Source organism: Delftia sp. HK171, assembly GCF_001886655.1.
Lineage (GTDB): Bacteria > Pseudomonadota > Gammaproteobacteria > Burkholderiales > Burkholderiaceae_C > Comamonas > Comamonas acidovorans.
Genome location: NZ_CP018101.1, coordinates 4,156,400 through 4,172,291, shown reverse-complemented (window position 1 = coordinate 4,172,291; position 15,892 = coordinate 4,156,400). Strand labels below are relative to the sequence as shown.

The 15,892-nt window shown below is 66.0% G+C and carries 19 protein-coding genes; 8 read left to right on the top strand and 11 right to left on the bottom strand.

Features of this window, described 5'->3' with window-relative positions; all coding sequences use genetic code 11:
• The first annotated feature begins 48 nt into the window (after positions 1-48).
• Entirely contained in the window at positions 49-840 is a 792-nt protein-coding gene (rlmB, locus tag BO996_RS18750; RefSeq protein WP_012205857.1) for a 23S rRNA (guanosine(2251)-2'-O)-methyltransferase RlmB, read from the top strand.
• Here the strand turns inward: rlmB and BO996_RS18745 are convergent.
• The 5 genes from BO996_RS18745 to BO996_RS18725 form a co-directional block, all read right to left on the bottom strand.
• Positions 837-1,238, bottom strand: coding sequence for a DUF1428 domain-containing protein (locus BO996_RS18745; protein WP_034394298.1), 402 nt, complete (start codon positions 1,236-1,238; stop codon positions 837-839). The genes rlmB and BO996_RS18745 overlap by 4 nt on opposite strands.
• Positions 1,239-1,263: 25 nt before the next feature.
• On the bottom strand, positions 1,264-1,740 hold the full coding sequence (locus BO996_RS18740) for an SRPBCC family protein (protein ID WP_071956079.1): 477 nt from the start codon (positions 1,738-1,740) through the stop codon (positions 1,264-1,266).
• An 8-nt stretch (positions 1,741-1,748) separates the two neighbouring features.
• Positions 1,749-2,132 carry a VOC family protein gene (locus tag BO996_RS18735; protein ID WP_013802186.1) on the bottom strand — a complete coding sequence of 128 codons (384 nt, stop codon included), beginning with the start codon at positions 2,130-2,132 and terminating at the stop codon, positions 1,749-1,751.
• Positions 2,133-2,179: 47 nt separating this feature from the next.
• Complete coding sequence (locus BO996_RS18730) at positions 2,180-2,602, bottom strand: VOC family protein (RefSeq protein WP_071956078.1); 423 nt, start codon at positions 2,600-2,602, stop codon at positions 2,180-2,182.
• Positions 2,603-2,670: 68 nt separating this feature from the next.
• Positions 2,671-3,174, bottom strand: a complete 504-nt coding sequence (locus BO996_RS18725) for a VOC family protein (RefSeq protein WP_013802188.1) — start codon at positions 3,172-3,174, stop codon at positions 2,671-2,673.
• A gap of 224 nt (positions 3,175-3,398) precedes the next feature.
• Between BO996_RS18725 and BO996_RS18720 the strand changes: the two genes are divergently transcribed.
• Both BO996_RS18720 and BO996_RS18715 read left to right on the top strand, forming a co-directional pair.
• Complete coding sequence (locus BO996_RS18720; RefSeq protein WP_071956077.1) at positions 3,399-4,037, top strand: TetR/AcrR family transcriptional regulator; 639 nt, start codon at positions 3,399-3,401, stop codon at positions 4,035-4,037.
• Positions 4,037-4,882, top strand: a complete 846-nt coding sequence (locus BO996_RS18715; RefSeq protein ID WP_043796117.1) for an SIR2 family NAD-dependent protein deacylase — start codon at positions 4,037-4,039, stop codon at positions 4,880-4,882. Before BO996_RS18720 ends, BO996_RS18715 begins: the two co-directional genes overlap by 1 nt.
• Before the next feature lie 44 nt (positions 4,883-4,926).
• Here the strand turns inward: BO996_RS18715 and BO996_RS18710 are convergent, their stop codons facing one another.
• From BO996_RS18710 to BO996_RS18700, 3 genes are read right to left on the bottom strand one after another with little or no spacing between them, the layout of a single operon-like run.
• The gene (locus BO996_RS18710) at positions 4,927-5,907 is read right to left on the bottom strand and encodes an aldo/keto reductase (RefSeq protein ID WP_071956076.1); all 981 of its coding nucleotides are present in this window, start codon (positions 5,905-5,907) and stop codon (positions 4,927-4,929) included.
• 46 nt (positions 5,908-5,953) lie between these two features.
• On the bottom strand, positions 5,954-6,562 hold the full coding sequence (locus BO996_RS18705) for a chromate transporter (RefSeq protein ID WP_071956075.1): 609 nt from the start codon (positions 6,560-6,562) through the stop codon (positions 5,954-5,956).
• Positions 6,559-7,170, bottom strand: coding sequence for a chromate transporter (locus BO996_RS18700; RefSeq protein WP_013802193.1), 612 nt, complete (start codon positions 7,168-7,170; stop codon positions 6,559-6,561). Before BO996_RS18700 ends, BO996_RS18705 begins: the two co-directional genes overlap by 4 nt.
• Before the next feature lie 285 nt (positions 7,171-7,455).
• Here BO996_RS18700 and BO996_RS18695 point away from each other — a divergent pair, with 285 nt between their 5' ends.
• The gene (locus BO996_RS18695) at positions 7,456-9,276 is read left to right on the top strand and encodes an ABC transporter ATP-binding protein/permease (protein ID WP_071956074.1); all 1,821 of its coding nucleotides are present in this window, start codon (positions 7,456-7,458) and stop codon (positions 9,274-9,276) included.
• A gap of 28 nt (positions 9,277-9,304) precedes the next feature.
• Here BO996_RS18695 and BO996_RS18690 read toward each other — a convergent pair whose 3' ends face one another.
• The gene (locus BO996_RS18690) at positions 9,305-10,729 is read right to left on the bottom strand and encodes a dihydrolipoyl dehydrogenase (RefSeq protein WP_071956073.1); all 1,425 of its coding nucleotides are present in this window, start codon (positions 10,727-10,729) and stop codon (positions 9,305-9,307) included.
• Between the two features lie 237 nt (positions 10,730-10,966).
• A complete protein-coding gene (locus BO996_RS18685) occupies positions 10,967-11,461 on the bottom strand; it encodes a hypothetical protein (RefSeq protein WP_071956072.1) in 495 nt (164 codons plus the stop codon).
• A gap of 257 nt (positions 11,462-11,718) precedes the next feature.
• Between BO996_RS18685 and BO996_RS29820 the strand changes: the two genes are divergently transcribed.
• The 3 genes from BO996_RS29820 to BO996_RS29235 are packed head-to-tail and all read left to right on the top strand — an operon-like array spanning position 11,719 to position 13,264.
• Positions 11,719-11,856, top strand: coding sequence for a hypothetical protein (locus BO996_RS29820; protein ID WP_232240373.1), 138 nt, complete (start codon positions 11,719-11,721; stop codon positions 11,854-11,856).
• A gap of 15 nt (positions 11,857-11,871) precedes the next feature.
• Positions 11,872-12,969 carry an HAF repeat-containing protein gene (locus BO996_RS18680; RefSeq protein WP_232240372.1) on the top strand — a complete coding sequence of 366 codons (1,098 nt, stop codon included), beginning with the start codon at positions 11,872-11,874 and terminating at the stop codon, positions 12,967-12,969.
• A gap of 40 nt (positions 12,970-13,009) precedes the next feature.
• Entirely contained in the window at positions 13,010-13,264 is a 255-nt protein-coding gene (locus tag BO996_RS29235; protein ID WP_156897986.1) for a hypothetical protein, read from the top strand.
• 550 nt (positions 13,265-13,814) lie between these two features.
• On the opposite strand, the gene BO996_RS18675 is transcribed toward BO996_RS29235, so the two are convergent.
• Positions 13,815-14,765 (bottom strand): LysR family transcriptional regulator, encoded by a 951-nt coding sequence (locus BO996_RS18675; RefSeq protein WP_071956071.1) that lies wholly within the window; start codon positions 14,763-14,765, stop codon positions 13,815-13,817.
• A 134-nt stretch (positions 14,766-14,899) separates the two neighbouring features.
• Between BO996_RS18675 and BO996_RS18670 the strand changes: the two genes are divergently transcribed.
• Positions 14,900-15,883: a tripartite tricarboxylate transporter substrate binding protein gene (locus tag BO996_RS18670; RefSeq protein ID WP_013802199.1), complete on the top strand. Its 984-nt coding sequence runs from the start codon at positions 14,900-14,902 to the stop codon at positions 15,881-15,883.
• Positions 15,884-15,892 lie beyond the last annotated feature (9 nt).

The window sequence follows — 15,892 nt, the reverse complement described above, 5'->3', positions numbered from 1 at the left end:
CAAGGCGGGGCCCGGGGCACCGCTCAATTGGCGGGATAATTGCGCCCCATGTCGTCCCCCAAAGTTCTCTTCGGCTTCCACGCCGTCGGCGTGCGCATGAAGACCGCGCCCCAATCCATCATCGAGGTCTACTACGAGGCCACGCGCCGCGATGCGCGCATGCGCCAGTTCCTCGACCGTGCCAAGTCGGCCGGCGTCCGGCTGATCGAGGCCGACGGCGAACGCCTTGCCAAGCTGGCCGGCAGCCATGGCCACCAGGGCGTGGCCGCGCGCGTGGAGGCGGTGGCCCAGGTGCATTCGCTGGACGAATTGCTGGAGCAGCTGGAGGCAGACGGCATCAGCAAGCCGCTGCTGCTGGTGCTGGACGGCGTGACCGATCCGCACAACCTGGGGGCCTGCCTGCGCGTGGCCGATGGCGCCGGCGCCCATGCGGTGATTGCGCCCAAGGACCATGCGGTGGGCGTGAACGCCACCGTGGCCAAGGTGGCCAGCGGCGCGGCCGAGACCGTGCCCTATTTCATGGTCACCAACCTGGCGCGCACGCTCAATGAGCTCAAGGAGCGCGACATCTGGATCATCGGCACCAGCGACGATGCGCCCAAGACCCTGTACGAGGTGGACCTCACGGGCCCCACGGCCCTGGTGCTGGGCGCCGAAGGCGACGGCATGCGCCAGCTCACGCGCAAGACCTGCGACGAGCTGATCGGCATCCCCATGATGGGTGCCGTCTCCAGCCTCAACGTGTCCGTGGCCAGCGGCGTGTGCCTGTACGAAGCGCTGCGCCAGCGCGGCCAGGGCACCACGCCTGCCGTGTCTGCCGCCCCGGCTGACCAGATCTAGGCCGGCGCGCCGCTGGCGCCCGCACTTGCACCTTCGCCCGTGCCCAGTTCCACCACGCTCTCGAAGCCGCCCCAGAACATGCGCTTGGCGTCGAAGGGCATGGTGGCCGGGTCCATGGAGGCAATGCGCGGGTCCTTCATGACGGCGGCATTGATGCGATCGCGCTCCGCGCGCGACGCATAGATGATCCATGAGAAGAACACGATCTCGCCTTCCTTGAGCTGCACGGCCTGTGGAAACGAGGTCAGCTTGCCCATGGGCACGTCATCGCCCGCGCATTCCCAGTACTGCAGCGCGCCGTATTCCATCCATACCTTGCCTGCGGCCTGCGCCACCTCGCGGTAGGCCTGCAGGTTGGCCCGGGGAACGGGCAGCACGAATCCGTCGATGTAGTGCATGGCTCTCTCCTGGTGAAATCCGGCTTCAGAGCCGGGCTGCGAGCTCGGCCAGCTGGTCAGTGCACTGGCCCCAGCCGGTGTGAAAACCCATGGCTTCGTGCTGGGCGCGGTCGGCAGCACTCCAATGGCGCACCCGGGCGGTATAGCGGGTCTGGCTGCCTTCGGGGTCAAAGCTGACGATGCCCGTCATGAAGGGCTTGTCGGCAGGCACCCAGCCTTGGGTGAATGCGTCGGTGAAGACCAGGCGGCGGTTGGGAATGACTTCCAGATAGACGCCGCGCCCGGGCATCTCCTGCCCCTCGGGGCTGCGCATGATGATGAGGCTGTGGCCGCCGGGCCGCACATCGTTGTCCACCCGGGCCACGCTCCAGGGGCTGGGCGCAAACCATTGCTGGATCAGCGCCGGCTCGGTCCAGCAGCGGTAGAGCCTGTCGGCGGAAATGTTCAGCAGGCGCGTGAGCACCAGGTCGTTGGCGTGTTCGGGAATGTCTTGTGCTGTCATGGCGCTTCTCATTGCATGGAATGCAGGCCGATTCGGTTGCCCTCGGTGTCCACCACGACGGCGCAGTGCCCGTGGGGGCCTATGGAGAATTTGGCCTGCTCGATGCGCCCGCCTGCGGCCTCGACGCGGCCCTGTTCGATGGCGCAGTCCTCGCAGCCGAAATAGACCAGGGTGCCGCCGCCGCCGGAAGGTGCGCCGTCCATCCGCACCAGCATTCCGCCCGCGCCGGGGCCTGTCATGTCCATCGGAAAGGACAGCATCTCCTGGCTGTCGGAGCCATCGGGCGCGGGCAGATGCTCCAGCTTGCCCTGGAAGACGGTTTCATAGAACCGGCGCGCACGCGCCATGTCCTGCACATGGATCTCGAACCAGACGACTGGGTTGGCGTTCATGAAGACTCCTTCTTGGGTGACAGAGGCAATGTGGCGGCCGGCCTTGTTCAGGCCTCGCCCCTGACGTTGACCATCCAGGGCGTATTGAAGCGGTCCGTCACCATGCCAAAGCCCGGCGACCAGAACGTGGCCTGGAAGGGCATGGTCACCTTGCCGCCTTCAGCCAGTGCGTTGAAGATGCGGCCGCCTTCGGTGGCGTCGTCCACGCCGATCGAGATCCACATGCCCTGGGCCTGCTGGTAGCCACCGCCACCGCAGTTGTCGGTGGCGTCCGAGGCCATCAGCGCCTGGTCCTTGATCTGCAGGTGGGCATGCATGATGAGCCCCTTGGCGGAATCGGGCATCTGCTCCATGCCCGGTGTCTCGCCAAAGGTGCTCTGGTGCACGATGGTGCCGCCGAACAGCTTGGCGTAGAAGGCAAAGGCCTCGGCGCAGTTGCCGTTGAAGTTCAGATAGGGGATGAATTGCATGGAATGCTCCTGAAGTGGTTGGTGGCGAGGGGAGGGGGAGAGGAGTGGGAGGATGGGCGCAGGAGGCCTCAGCGGCCGTCATGCGCGCGCTCAAGAGCGGCGATGTCCAGCTTTTGCATGCCCAGCAGGGCCTGCATCACGCGCTGGGCGGCGGCCATGTCGGGGCCCCCCATCCAGCCCGCCATCTGGGCCGGAACGATTTGCCAAGACAGGCCATGGCGGTCCTTGAGCCAGCCGCATTGACGCGCCGCCGGGTCGCCGCCCTCGGACAGGGCGCCCCAGTAGTGATCTATCTCGTCCTGCGTATCGCAACTGACCATCAGCGAGACGGCCTCGTTGAAGCGGAACATCGGGCCGCCGTTGAGCGCCAGAAAGGGCTGGCCGTCCAGCTCGAATTGCACTGTCATCACGCTGCCGGCCGGCCTGCCGTGGATGTCGTGGCCGGCTTCGCCATAGCGGGCAATGGCCGTGATGCGGGAATCGGGAAAGACTTCCGTATAAAAGCGCGCCGCCTGCTCGCCCTGGTTGTCAAACCAGAGGCAGGGCTGGATGCGGCCGGTGTGCAAAGCCATGCTTGTCTCCTTGGTGACGGTGAAAACCGTTTTTGCCGTTCGATGCCGGCTTTTTATCGATTTCTGCCCGGCGTGTGTACGCCGTTCACATATGCTAGGGACTAAAATGGACGCTGTCCACATCAGGCGCTGTCAGCTTCGGTGTCAAGCTGTAAATCGGCGGGGCAGGGCTGTCGTCCCTTGCGTGTGACGTGGTCATGCAGAAAGAAAAAGGAACTAAAACAGTGACGCAGCGACGTGTCAGGCGTGAGTCATATCACCACGGCGACCTGCGCCAGGCCCTGGTCGAGGCTGGCCTGGCACTGGCGCGCGAAGGCGGTCCCCAGGCCATCGTGCTGCGCGAGGCCACGCGGCGGGCCGGCGTGGCGCCGAATGCGGCCTATCGTCACTTTGCCAACCGCCAGGCACTGTTTGATGCCGTGCGCGCTGCGGCCCTGGGCGCACTGGCCGCGGCCATCGAGGCCGAAATGGTCCAGGCCCGTGCCCTGCCCGATGCGCTGCAGCGCTCACGCGCCTTGCTGGCTGCCGTGGGCCGGGGCTACCTGGGCTTTGCCCAGACGGAGACCGGCTGGTTCCGCACGGCCTTTGCCTCCGTCGAGTACGACGTGGACCTGGCGCCCGACACCACGCGTGCGGCGGCCATGGGCCTGAACCCGTTCGAGCTGCTGGGCTACGCGTTGGACAGCATGGCCGAGGCCGGCGTGCTGCCACCCGAGCGCCGTCCCCAGGCCGAGTTCCTGGCCTGGTCGGCGGTGCACGGCATGGCCTTGCTGGTGATCGACGGCCCGCTGCGCCGTGCCACACCCGAGCAGCGGCGTGCGCTGGCGCTGCGCCTGCTGGAGATGGTGGAAAAAGGCATTTGATGCGCCCTGGGGCGGCGCTGCCGCACAATGGCCTGCTTTTTTTCCTTCGCCCTCCGATGCCCGACGAACCTTCCCCCACTTCGCTGCCTGCGGCTGCCGCCGAACTGCCCGGCCAGGGTGAGCTGCACGAGCTGCGCGAGCGCATCGCGCATGCAGCGCACATCGCCGTGCTCACGGGCGCAGGCGTCAGTGCCGAGTCCGGCGTGCCCACGTTCCGCGATGACAAGAACAGCTACTGGGCACAGTTCAACCCACAGGACATGGCCAGCGAGGCGGGCTTTCGCGCCCATCCGCAGCGCGTGTGGCAGTGGTATGCGCACCGGCGCGAGGCCGTGGCGGCAGTGCAGCCCAATGCAGGCCACCATGCGCTGGCGCAGTGGGCCTTGCAGCACCCGGGCCGCATGACCCTGGTCACGCAGAACGTGGATGGCCTGCACCAGCGCGCGGGCAGCCCCGGCGTGCTGTGCCTGCATGGCGAGTTGATGCGCGACCGCTGGCTCGAGCGGCCCCGCGCCTGCTGCGACCTGGCCGGGCAGAACCCTGGCGAGCCTCCGCAGTGCCCTGTTTGCGGCAACCTGGTGCGCCCGGGCGTGGTCTGGTTCGGCGAGTCCCTGCCCATGGGCGTATGGCAGGCCGCAGAGGCTGCCGTGCAGCGCTGCGAGGTGCTGCTGGTGGTAGGCACCTCGGGCGCCGTTTATCCGGCAGCGGGGCTGGCCCGAATCGCGCGCCGGGCAGGCGCGCACGTGGCCGTCATCAATCCGGCGCCTTCCGAGCTGGATGACGCAGCGCACCAGTGCCTGCGCGGCCCATCGGCCCAGATCCTGCCCGCGCTGCTGGCGGGCTGAGAGGCCCCGGGCCAGGGCGGGCAGGCTGCCCCGGCCTGCGCAGGTCAGTCCCTTGCGCCTTCTTCCTGACTGGCCTGGTTGAGGTCGGCCACGTCCTGAGCCGACAGCTGCAGGCGCGTGGCCTGCACCAGTTGCTGCAACTGGGCCAGCGAGGTCGCGCTTGCGATGGGCGAGGTCACAAACGGGCGCTGCATCTGCCAGGCCAGGGCCACGCACGCGGGCTGGCTGTTCAGGCGCGCAGCCACGGCGTCCAGGGCCTGCACAATGCGCAGGCCGCGCGGGTTCAGGTAGGTGGCCACGGTCTTGCCACCGCGCGCACTCTTGGCTGCGTCTTCGCTGCTGCGGTACTTGCCCGTCAGAAAACCCGCTGCCAGCGCATAGAAGTTGATGATGCCCACCTGTTCGGCCGCGCACAGCGGCGCCAGATCGCGCTCCAGCACGGCGCGGTCGTACAGGTTGTACAGCGGCTGCAGGCTCTCGTAGCGCGGCAGGCCCAGCTCGGCGCTGGTGCGCAGGGCCTCGGCCAGGCGCGGCGCGCTGTGGTTGGAGGCGCTGATCGCCCGCACCTTGCCTGCGGCGATCAGGTCGGCAAAGGCGCCCAGGGTATCGGCCAGCGGCACGCTGGCGTCGTCGTCATGCGACTGGTACAGGTCGATGTAGTCCGTCTGCAGGCGCTGCAGCGAGGCATCCACGGCCTGGCGGATGTACTCGGGGCGCAGGCCCACCCGGCCCTCGCCCATGTCCTTGCCGACCTTGGTGGCCAGCACGATGTCGGCGCGCCGTCCGCTGCGCCTGAGCCATTTGCCGATCACGGTCTCCGACTCGCCGCCCGCATGGCCCGGCGCCCAGCGCGAGTACACGTCGGCCGTGTCGATGAAGTTCATGCCGGCATCCAGCCAGGCGTCAAGCAGCGAGAACGACGTGGCCTCGTCCACGGTCCAGCCGAAGACATTGCCGCCAAAGCACAGCGGCGAGACCTGCAGGCCGCTGCGGCCCAGGGAACGAAGGGAAGGGGCTTGCGCCATGTACGGCTCCTTTTGACGAAAAAACCAGGGTAGTCCTCAGGACCTCTCAGATCCAGCCCAGCGCACCCAGCAGCGCGCCCGCGCCCAGCAGCCACAGCAGGTGGATGCGCGTGCGCCACACCAGCAGGGCGCAGGCCAGGGTCAGCAGCCACAGGCGCCAGTCCTGGGCCGGGCGGCCGCTGGCGCTGCCCAGCAGCCAGCCCGTGGCCAGCAGCAGCCCGATGACCAGCGGCCCCATGCCCTGCTTGAAGGCACGTACGCCGCGCCGGTTCTTGTTGCGCTGGCCCCAGCGCGAGGCCTGCCAGGCCAGCACGGAGCTTGGCAGCAGGATGCCGACCATGCAGATGGTCACGCCCAGCGCACCAAAGGTCCATGCCAGCGGCCCGGTGCCCCCGCCCGCGTTCAGGCCCAGGTTCCAGCCCAGCAGGGCGATGAAGAGCACATTGGGCCCGGGCGCCGCCTGGGCGATGGCGATGGAGCTGCCGAACTGCGCCTCGCTGAGCCAGCCGTGGCCATCGACCAGGAAGCGGTGCATGTCGGGCGCCGTGGCAATGGCACCGCCCACGGCCATCAGCGACAGCGTCAGGAAATACAGCAGCAACTGAAGCCAGTCGGCGGGCTGCAGGTTCAGGGCGATCTGGTGGGCGGCGTTCATGGGGCGAGCTTTCTCCAGGTCAGCACGCAGCCGGCACCGCCGACGACCAGCAGCACCCAGGCCAGCGGCACGCGCAGCACGGCCATGGCAATGAACGAGGCCAGCGCCAGGGCCGCGCTGCACCAGCGCCCCAGCGGGTGGCGGCTCAGCGTGCTGGTCAGCTTCAGCCCCATGCCCGCCACCAGGCCGGCCGCGACGGCGCCCATGCCGCGCAGCGCCCCGGCCATGGCGGGGTGGTCGGCCAGCTGCGAATAGATCACGGTCAGCGTCAGCACCAGCAGCATGGGAAAGCACAGCATCCCGCACACGGCGACCACGGCTCCACGCCAGCCGAAGTAGCGCTCGCCAATGGTGATGGACAGGTTGACCACATTGGGCCCGGGCATGATCTGGGCCACGGCCCAGTCCTCCACGAACTCGTCGTTGGTCAGCCAGCGCTTTTTCTCGACCAGCTCGCGCTGCACCACGGCCAGCACGCCGCCAAAGCCCTGCAGGGCCAGCCAGGTGAAGGACCAGAACAGGTCGCGCAGGTTGGCGGGGGCGGGGCGCTGTGCAGGCGCATCGGCGGTGTCGTGTGGCGGGGAAGCCTGGGGCGGCGATGCGGGCATGTTCTGGCTTGTGTCTGGGCCGCCCGGGCAGGGCCCGGGGACGGCATCGCTGTTGTCATGGGGTGGAACCGTGCGGGCCGATCCTGTCTCCGTGTCTGCCTCGGGGTGGCACGCACGGAATATTAATCCTGCGCAGCGGCCTCGTCGGCAGTGGCCCCATCGGCAACGGCGATGGGGGCATTGCAAGCGCAGATGGCTTGCTGCCGGCATGCACCCAGGCCTGCCCGCCGGCCTGCCTGAACAGGAGTAGATTCTCTCCACCCACACAACCCGAGGATCTCCGGCATGGACATGGATTGGAGCAAGGCGCTGCAGGAAAGCCTGGTCTGGCTGGCGGCGGCCTCAGTGATCACCGTCGTGGCTTTCGCGGCCGTGGCGCTGCTGGTGGTTCGATTCACCCGCTGGGGTCGGCAGTTCTGGCAGCTGGCCGGCCCGTTCCTGCACCCCAGAAACAGCTGGTGGCCGCTGCTGGTGTTCACGCTGCTGCTGGTGCTGGCCCTGGTCTCGGTGCGCATGAACGTGCTGTTTTCCTACTGGTACAACGGGTTCTACAGCGCGCTGCAGGAGCTGGACCAGAAGGGCTTTTGGCGATTTCTGGGCATCTTCGCGGTGCTGGCCACCATCCACATCCTGCGCGAGCTGTTCAATTTCTATGTGAACCAGGCGTTTCGCATTCGCTGGCGGGTCTGGCTCAACGAGCGCGTGACCACCGACTGGATGCGCGGCGACGCCTACTACCGCAGCCACTTCCTGGACGAGCCGGTGGACAACCCCGACCAGCGCATCGAGCTGGATGTGAACACCTTTGTCTCGAACTCGCTGACCCTGGCGCTGGGCGCCGTCAGCGCCGTGGTCTCGCTGGTGGCGTTCACGGGCATTCTCTGGGGGCTGTCCGCGCCCATTGCCGTGGCGGGCGTGGAGGTTCCGCGGGCCATGGTGTTTGCGGTCTACGTCTACGTGATCATCGCCACGCTGATCGCCTTTCGCCTGGGCCAGCCGCTGATCCGGCTGAACTTCCTGAACGAGAGGCTGACCGCCAACTTCCGCTATGCCCTGGTGCGCGTGCGTGAATATGCGGAGAACATCGCCTTCTACCAGGGCGCGGCCATCGAGCGCAACACGCTTTTGACGCGATTCTCGGCGTTGATCGCCAATGTCTGGGCGCTGGTCTACCGCAGCCTGAAGTTCGACGGCTTCAACCTCACCGTCAACCAGGTGGCCGTGGTCTTTCCCTTTCTGCTGCAGGCGCCGCGCTTTTTCAGCGGTGCCATCAAGCTCGGTGATGTGATGCAGACCTCGCAGGCCTTTGGGCAGGTGCAGGATGCGCTGTCCTTCTTCCGAACCTCCTACGACACCTTCGCCCAGTACCGCGCTGCGCTGGACCGCCTGTGCGGCTTTCTGGATGCCAATGCCCAGACCCGCGAACTGCCCCAGGTCGTCCACAGAGAGCAGCCCGGCGCCCTGGACATCGAGGACCTGCAGGTCAGCCGCCCTGATGGCCACCACCTGCTCAGCGGCCTGCAACTGAAGCTCATTCCCGGCCAGGCGTTGCTGATCAAGGGGCCCTCGGGCAGCGGCAAGACCACCTTGCTGCGGTCCATTGCCGGCCTGTGGCCGCATGCCGAAGGCACGGTGGGCCGCCCGGGCGGCCACCAGGCGCTGTTCCTGTCTCAGCGCCCGTATCTGCCGCTGGGTGACCTGCGCACGGCCATTGCCTATCCCGCCGATGCCTCGCCGCAGGACGACGAGCGGCTGCAGCAGGCGCTGCGCCAGGTCAGCCTGGCCCACCTGGCCGACAAGCTGGATGTCAACCAGGATTGGTCCCGCATCCTGTCGATTGGCGAGCAGCAGCGCCTGGCCTTTGCCCGCGTGCTGTTCAACCGGCCCGCCATCGTCTTTCTCGATGAATCCACCTCGGCCATGGACGAGGGCCTGGAGCATGCGCTGTACACCCTGCTGCGCGAGCAGATGCGCTCGACCATGCTGGTGAGCGTGGGCCACCGCAGCACGCTGGCGGGTTTCCATACCCACGCGCTGGCGGTCGATGGCAATGGCGGGTGGACGCTGTCGGAAGGAAGCGCACCGCAGAGCGCGCCCCGGGCTTGATCCGCGTGCGGCCCTGGGCCGCGCGAGATCAATCGTCCATGGGCAAGGGATCGCAGTTGCCCAGGTCGGACGGCGGCTGCTCGCGCAACTGGCTTACCGCGTCGCGCAGGGCGGTGCGCAGGCCCTCTTCCAGCACGGGGTGGTAGAAGGGCGTGCGCAGCAGCTCGTGCACGGTCAGTTGCTGCTGCACGGCCAGGGCCAGCAGATGGGCCAGATGCTCGCCGCCCGGTGCGCACATTTCCGCGCCCAGCAGCAGGCCGCTGGCCGGGTCCGCATAGACGTGAAGCAGGCCCGCGTTGCGCTGCGCAGCGCGCGCACGCCCCTGGTGCGCGAAATCCACGCGGCCCACCACGAAGTCCTGCCCCAGCAGCGCCTTCATGGGCTGGCCCACGACGGCCGCGTTGGGCGAGCTGAAGACAATGGACAGCGGCGTGCGCCGCTCAAAGCAGGCCACGTTCTCTGCCATGGCGTTGGTGCCGGCGATATGGCCTTCGTCCACGGCCTCATGCAACAAGGGGCGGTCGCCATTGGCATCGCCCGCGAGGAACAGCGGCAGCTCGCCGACCTGCAGTGTCTCGCGGCTCACGGGCGGCTGCCCATGCTCGTCCAGCTCAAGCCCCAGCGTCTCCAGCCCCAGGCCTTCGAGCTGCGGGCGCCGACCCATGGCGGCCACCACGTGGTCCACGACAATGCGGGTGTCGCCGGCACGCACGACGATGCTGCTGTCCGGGCCCTTGCCCAACTGCACTTCATGGTCGGTGATCACCACCATCTCTTTCTCAAGCAGATGCCGCAATGCGTCGGTGACATTCGGGTCGGACAGGCCGGCAAGCTTCGGGCCGCGTCCCAGTGCGGTGACCTCCAGTCCCAGCCGTGCCAGCGCCTGTGCAATCTCCACGCCCAGCGGACCCAGGCCGACGACGGCCACGCGCGGGCCCAGCGTCTTGCGTTCGAACAAGGTGTCGGTGGTCAGGATGCGCTTGCCAAAGCGCTTCCATTCCTCCAGCACCACGGGGCTGGAGCCCGGAGCGAGGATGAGCTTGCGCGCAGCCAGCACCTTGCCGTTGACCTCGATCCGATTGGCTGCCAGCAGCCTGGCACGCCCGTCGATGGCCCGCCAGCCCAGGCCCTCCGTGGCCTTGATCGTGCTTGCCACGAACTCGTCGCGCAGCTTGCGCACGCGGCGCAAAACGGCGGGCAGGTCCAGCTGCAGCCCGCTCGCACCGCGTATGCCGAAGGTATCGAAGTGATGGCGTGCATGGAAGGCGTTGGCCGCCTCGATCAGCAACTTGGACGGCATGCATCCCACCCGCGCACAGGTCGTTCCCCAGGGCCCGTCGTTGACGATGGCGAAATGCTCCGTGTGCTTGCGCACCTCGCGCAATGCCGACAGTCCGGCCGAGCCGGCACCGACGATGATCACGTCGAGGGCGGTGGTGGGTGGGTTTTTCATGCTGTCTGATTCCTTTGACTGTGGCACCAGGTCCCGTGGAGGTCTCCGCTGCCGGTGGATGTGCCGAAAGGTGTGCCGACGGGAGTGCCGACGGGATTGCCGACAGATGGTCGAGATGACTGCCTCGCCTGCCATGGGACATGCGTGCCAGTCTGCATGCTGGCGCTCGCGGCAGTCGTAGGCGAAGGGCCGAAACCGCTGCTGGACATTCAGGGCCCGGCCCGTGCCGCGCAGGGGCTAGCCGGATGCCCAGTGTTGCCATGCCGCGTCCGTGCGGCTGCCTGATGCGCCGAAATCCGCTTCCCGCGCAAAGCGCCTGAGAGATGTCTCGGTAACCCTCAAATGGCTGACACGGCACAAGCGGCTTTGCGCCGTCTGCAGCCAGCGGCGCAGGGACCAATCAAGCTGCGCCACCACCCCGCCGTGCACCTGTGCGCTATGCAGGCGCAGGCGGCCATCGAGGATGAAGGCCTTCACCGTCCGGGCGGACAACTGCAGGTCCTCGCAGACCTGCCGCAGCCCGACGCCCTCGCGGACCCGGGTGCTCAGGCCGCGCCTGTGCATCTGGCAGCGAACGGAGCGCTCGCTGCGGTCCAGCCGGCGGCAGATCACCTGCACGGGCAGGACGCCGGCCCAGCGTTCGAGTGCAAGCAGTTCTGCGGGACTCCAGCGGCGGCGAATTGCGCCATTCGGCCATGCGCTGTCGGATGTCAGGCAGTGTGTGATTGCCATGGAAAGCTCCCATTCATATGGCGCTGCGCTGTGGCATGGCCTGAATCCCGGATGCCGATGAGACAATTATTGATGGGGGCTTCTCGTGCAAGCTTTTGATTTTGTTGATTGTTTTTGTTGTTTTGATTGCTGCTCGGATGGACGGCTCCATACCGCGATGCCTATCGTGGGGCCGGGATGCGGATCACGGAAATAGCGTCTGCACCGGCGGGCATATGCAAGCCCCATGCGGATTTCCTGTTCGGCGCCCGATTTCCATGAACGACTTCTTTGCTTTTTCAGGAGAACCCTTCATGCGCCTTCAGCCAAAGCATTTGAATTTTTCCGTTGCGTGCCTTGCGTTGCTGGCACTGCCGGCCGCGCAGGCCCTGCCCATGCAGGACGTGGGCACGTAGGCAGGCCCGCAGTGCGTGGGCCTGGACATCAACAACAGCGGCCATGTCGTGGGCGCCTGTGCAGAGAGCGACGGCTCTTCCGCAGGCTTCGTGTCACTGGCGCCGGGCAGTGCGGCAGACCTTGTGCGCCTGTCGCCGGGGCGCAACTGCAACGCGGCGGCCATCACCAACAGCGGCCAGGTGGTGGGCAGCTGCCTGGACGGCAATTCGGTGTCCGTGGGCGTGTTCTGGAATGCGGCCACGCCGGCCACGGTGCAGACACTGCAGCAGCTGACGCTCGATGTGCGCAGCATGCCCACGGCATTCAACCAGGGCGGCTATGTGGCAGGCGTCAGCCTGAGCGGCAGCAACACGGCCCGCCCTGTCATGTGGCGCAACAATGAAACCACGGCACGCGCGCTGCCGGCGGGCCTGCTGGGCCTGAACAGCACCAACTGCGTGCCGTCCGATGTGGACAATTTCGTGGTGGGCGGCAACATGCCGGGCATCGTGGGCAACTGTCCCGACAACAGCGGGCATCCGCGTCCTGTCTATTGGTCTGCCGCAGTCCTGGGCGGCTATATGGCCACGGCCCTGAACCTGCCTCTCAATGCCGTCTTCTGCCGCGCAAAGACCGTCGTCAATACCCGCATCATGGGCTACTGCGATTTCGGTGCCCAAGGTGGACGCACCGTCGTCTGGCTCAACTCGTCCTCCAGTCCGCAGGTGCTGTCCATATCGTCCCCGCCCGCGCGAAACAGCGGCGTCGATCTCAACATCCTCGGCGAGGTGATTGGGCACTACCAGTTGGCAGACGGGCGCAGCATGCCCTATTACTGGAACAGCCAGACCGGTGTCATCCGCGATATTCCTCCGCTGCCTGGCGGCATGAATGCACGTGTGGTGGATATCGGTGACAACGGAACAGTGGCAGGCCACAGCGAACTGGCCGATGGAAGTTCGCACGCCATCACCTGGACCCCCTTGGGCGGCACCGTGGACCAGGGAACCCTCGCAGGCGGCGAGAACAGTGCGGCCTCGGCACTGAGCCAGGATGGCTGCTACATGACAGGAAGGAGCGAAGTCGCGCAATTGGCCACGCATGCCTTCGTGCAGAACCTGTGCACGCCATGAAGGCGGAGCCTCATCTCACACCGTGCATAAAGGAAATACCATGAAGATGCGATATCCAAGACCCGCAACCACACTGGCAATTGTTGTGTGCGGGCTCTGGGCCCCTGCAGTGCAAGCGAATGGCATTTCATTCGAGGATTTTTCCTCCTCCAATGCGGCACAGGCTTTTTTTGGCTCATATAGTATGTTGCCCCTGATGATGGCGCGAACGAGCGAGTTGTCGAAATTGATGGAAATGATGACTGCGAATACAGGTAAAACCGAACTAATGCCACTTCAGATGATTGCGAAATGAATATGAGCATGTTTGCGGTATGAATGCGCCTGTGGTGAATATAGGCGATACCGCAATGGTGGCTTGCTACAGCGAACTGGGCGATGAGAGCTTTCGCGCCATCATCTGGGCGTCCACAGACAACGCGTGCTGTGTGCAGAATCTGTGGACTCCTGCTCGTCAGTATCAATTCGAAAACGATGAGAAAAGGGGCTGAAATGAGAGTTCGATATGAAAAATCATTGTCCACTATGGTGGTATTTATTGTTTTAATGTCCTCCTCAGCGCTGCATGCGAAGAATATTTATTTTTCGGAAGATGGTCTAATGAATTTGGAAAATAGCAGCCTGCATGCGAATGATGGTTCAGTTAAATCTATCATTTGTGGAACTATTTTGCTATTGGAAATTGACGAGCTGCTAGTTGGTTATTGCCTGAGGTAGTCCTTTGGGAAATTTCATTAATCGGACCTTGAGAACAGGCTGTGCTAACTATTTAATTTCACGTGACTCGTTGTCCCGGCTTGCGATTTTGCATTGAGGGTATTCGATGGGTGATCACCAGCATCAAATCAGTCTGGCAATGTCATGCGGCCCAGCCTTCCGCCATGGCTGGGCGCCCGTTCCGGCGCAGGGGCATGGTCGCGCATCAGCTTCCCCATCAGCCCTCGCAGGATTGCCAACGTCGGCGCCTCGCTGCGCTGACGCAGCGTGACCAACCCGAAGCGGGCAGTGCTGCGCATGGGCGGGTCCATGGGCAGTTCGGCCAGGTCCGGGGCGACGGCGCGCACGGCCAGCAGCACGGTGTCGCTGTTGCGCGCAACGTCCACGAGGCTGGGCAACTCCTCGCACTGCAGTGTGACGAACCGCGCCGGGTGGGCCGTGGCGCCATAGGTCTCCACCAGCAGCCAGGCCACCTGGTCGCTCAGCGGGGTGGAGGCGACGGGGTAGCGCTGCACATCCTCGAAGCGCAACTCCCGCTGCAGGCGGGCGAGTGGATGGTCGGTGCGGCACATGAAGGCGGCGCGCATTTCGTGCACGACGTCCAACGCAAGGTCGGGTGCGGGCCGCAGCGCGCGCAGGTCCACGACCAGGGCGTCGAGCAGCCGCTCGCGTAGCGAGTGCACCAGCAGATCGGTGCTGCCGCGCGCCACCTCGGTTCGCACGCCGGGGTGGTGCACGGTCATGTGCTGCAGGAACGGCGTCATCAATATTGCGCCGGGGCCTGATCCCAGGCCCACACGCACGGTGCCGGCCGCACCCTCGCGCAATTGGCGCCCCCTGTCACGCAGCGCGTCGGCTTCAGCCACCAGGGCGCGCGCCCGTCCCAGCATTTCGCGGCCGAAGGGTGTGAGTTCACTGTGGCGGCCGATGCGGTCGAACAAGGGTATGCCCAGCTCCTGCTCCAGCGCGCGCACGCTGCGGCTGAGGGCCGGCTGTGTCAGATGCATGGCCTCGGCCGAGCGGCTGAAGGAGCCGGTCTGCGCCACCGATATGAGATGCCTGAGCTGCACCAGCGTCATGATTTTTCGCGCCCTGAAGTCTGCATGAAACTCATGCTAATGCAGCCAACAATGCATTGGACGTTCGATGACCCGGCTCCTAGGATGCCGCGTATCCGGCCGACCGAGCCGGAGCCATCCACCAAGGAGACATGATGAGATTTTTGTTCCAGCGCGTTTGGCTGACGGGCGCCGGCCTGCTGCTGAGCGCGGGCCTGGCCTGTGCGCAGAGCCCGTCCTCCAGGCCCGTAAGCCTGATGGTTCCCTATCCGGCCGGCGGCCCTTCGGATGCCATTGCCCGCATCTTCAGCGTGCCGCTGTCCAAGGCACTGGGCCAGCAGGTCATCGTGGAGAACCTGGGCGGCGTGAGCGGCGCCATGGCCGCGCAAAAGGTGCTGGCAGCGCCGCCCGACGGCCACTACGTCTTCCAGGGCTCGCCCAACGAGGTGATCCTGTCGCCGCTGGCGAACGCGGCCGTGCGGCTCAAGGCCGAGGATTTCCGCCTGGTCCATCCCGTGGCCGAGGCCGTGATGGTGTTTGTCGCCCGCAAGGACCTGGAGGCCGGCAACGTGGATGAGCTGATCGCGCTGGCCCGCAAGAGCGCCAGCCGGCCGCTGTCGTACGGCAGCGTCGGGATTGGCTCGCTCTACCACCTGATTCTGGAGAAGGTGCAGCAGGACGCTGGCATACAACTCATGCATGCGCCCTACAAGGGCAACGCGCCGCTGCTGCAGGACATAGGCAGCGGACAGGTCGATTTCGCTGTGCTCGTCTACAGCGCAGCCATGGGCGCGCTGGCCGAGCAGGGCCGGCTCAAGATCCTGGGCCAGCTGGGGGAGCAGCGATCGGAGCTGCTCAAGAATGTGCCCACGGTGCGTGAGGGCCGGGAGCTGAAAAACTTCGCCTACAAGACCTGGACCAGCTTTCTGGTGCGCAAGGACACGCCGCAGGAGGTGGTGCAAAGGCTGCACCAGGCGATAGGCGCCATGCTCAAGGACCCGGGCGTGCGCGAGCAACTGGCCCTGCAGACGCAGCTGGCCGCGGCGCCCATGTCGCTGGCTGAGGCCGCGCAGTTCTATGAGGCCGAGACCGCCCGCTACCGCAGCATTGCCCGCTCCATTCGCCTGCAACCCCAGTGAGATGCCGCA

Coding starts and splice junctions, on each gene's coding strand:
- BO996_RS29235 (WP_156897986.1), top strand. CDS start 13,010: ATGAAGATGCGATATCCAAGACCCGCAACCACACTGGCAATTGTTGTG.
- BO996_RS18730 (WP_071956078.1), bottom strand. CDS start 2,602: ATGCAATTCATCCCCTATCTGAACTTCAACGGCAACTGCGCCGAGGCC.
- BO996_RS29820 (WP_232240373.1), top strand. CDS start 11,719: ATGAACGACTTCTTTGCTTTTTCAGGAGAACCCTTCATGCGCCTTCAG.
- BO996_RS18670 (WP_013802199.1), top strand. CDS start 14,900: ATGAGATTTTTGTTCCAGCGCGTTTGGCTGACGGGCGCCGGCCTGCTG.
- rlmB (WP_012205857.1), top strand. CDS start 49: ATGTCGTCCCCCAAAGTTCTCTTCGGCTTCCACGCCGTCGGCGTGCGC.
- BO996_RS18705 (WP_071956075.1), bottom strand. CDS start 6,562: ATGAACGCCGCCCACCAGATCGCCCTGAACCTGCAGCCCGCCGACTGG.
- BO996_RS18700 (WP_013802193.1), bottom strand. CDS start 7,170: ATGCCCGCATCGCCGCCCCAGGCTTCCCCGCCACACGACACCGCCGAT.
- BO996_RS18685 (WP_071956072.1), bottom strand. CDS start 11,461: ATGGCAATCACACACTGCCTGACATCCGACAGCGCATGGCCGAATGGC.
- BO996_RS18690 (WP_071956073.1), bottom strand. CDS start 10,729: ATGAAAAACCCACCCACCACCGCCCTCGACGTGATCATCGTCGGTGCC.
- BO996_RS18715 (WP_043796117.1), top strand. CDS start 4,037: ATGCGCCCTGGGGCGGCGCTGCCGCACAATGGCCTGCTTTTTTTCCTT.
- BO996_RS18695 (WP_071956074.1), top strand. CDS start 7,456: ATGGACATGGATTGGAGCAAGGCGCTGCAGGAAAGCCTGGTCTGGCTG.
- BO996_RS18710 (WP_071956076.1), bottom strand. CDS start 5,907: ATGGCGCAAGCCCCTTCCCTTCGTTCCCTGGGCCGCAGCGGCCTGCAG.
- BO996_RS18745 (WP_034394298.1), bottom strand. CDS start 1,238: ATGCACTACATCGACGGATTCGTGCTGCCCGTTCCCCGGGCCAACCTG.
- BO996_RS18725 (WP_013802188.1), bottom strand. CDS start 3,174: ATGGCTTTGCACACCGGCCGCATCCAGCCCTGCCTCTGGTTTGACAAC.
- BO996_RS18675 (WP_071956071.1), bottom strand. CDS start 14,765: ATGACGCTGGTGCAGCTCAGGCATCTCATATCGGTGGCGCAGACCGGC.
- BO996_RS18735 (WP_013802186.1), bottom strand. CDS start 2,132: ATGAACGCCAACCCAGTCGTCTGGTTCGAGATCCATGTGCAGGACATG.
- BO996_RS18740 (WP_071956079.1), bottom strand. CDS start 1,740: ATGACAGCACAAGACATTCCCGAACACGCCAACGACCTGGTGCTCACG.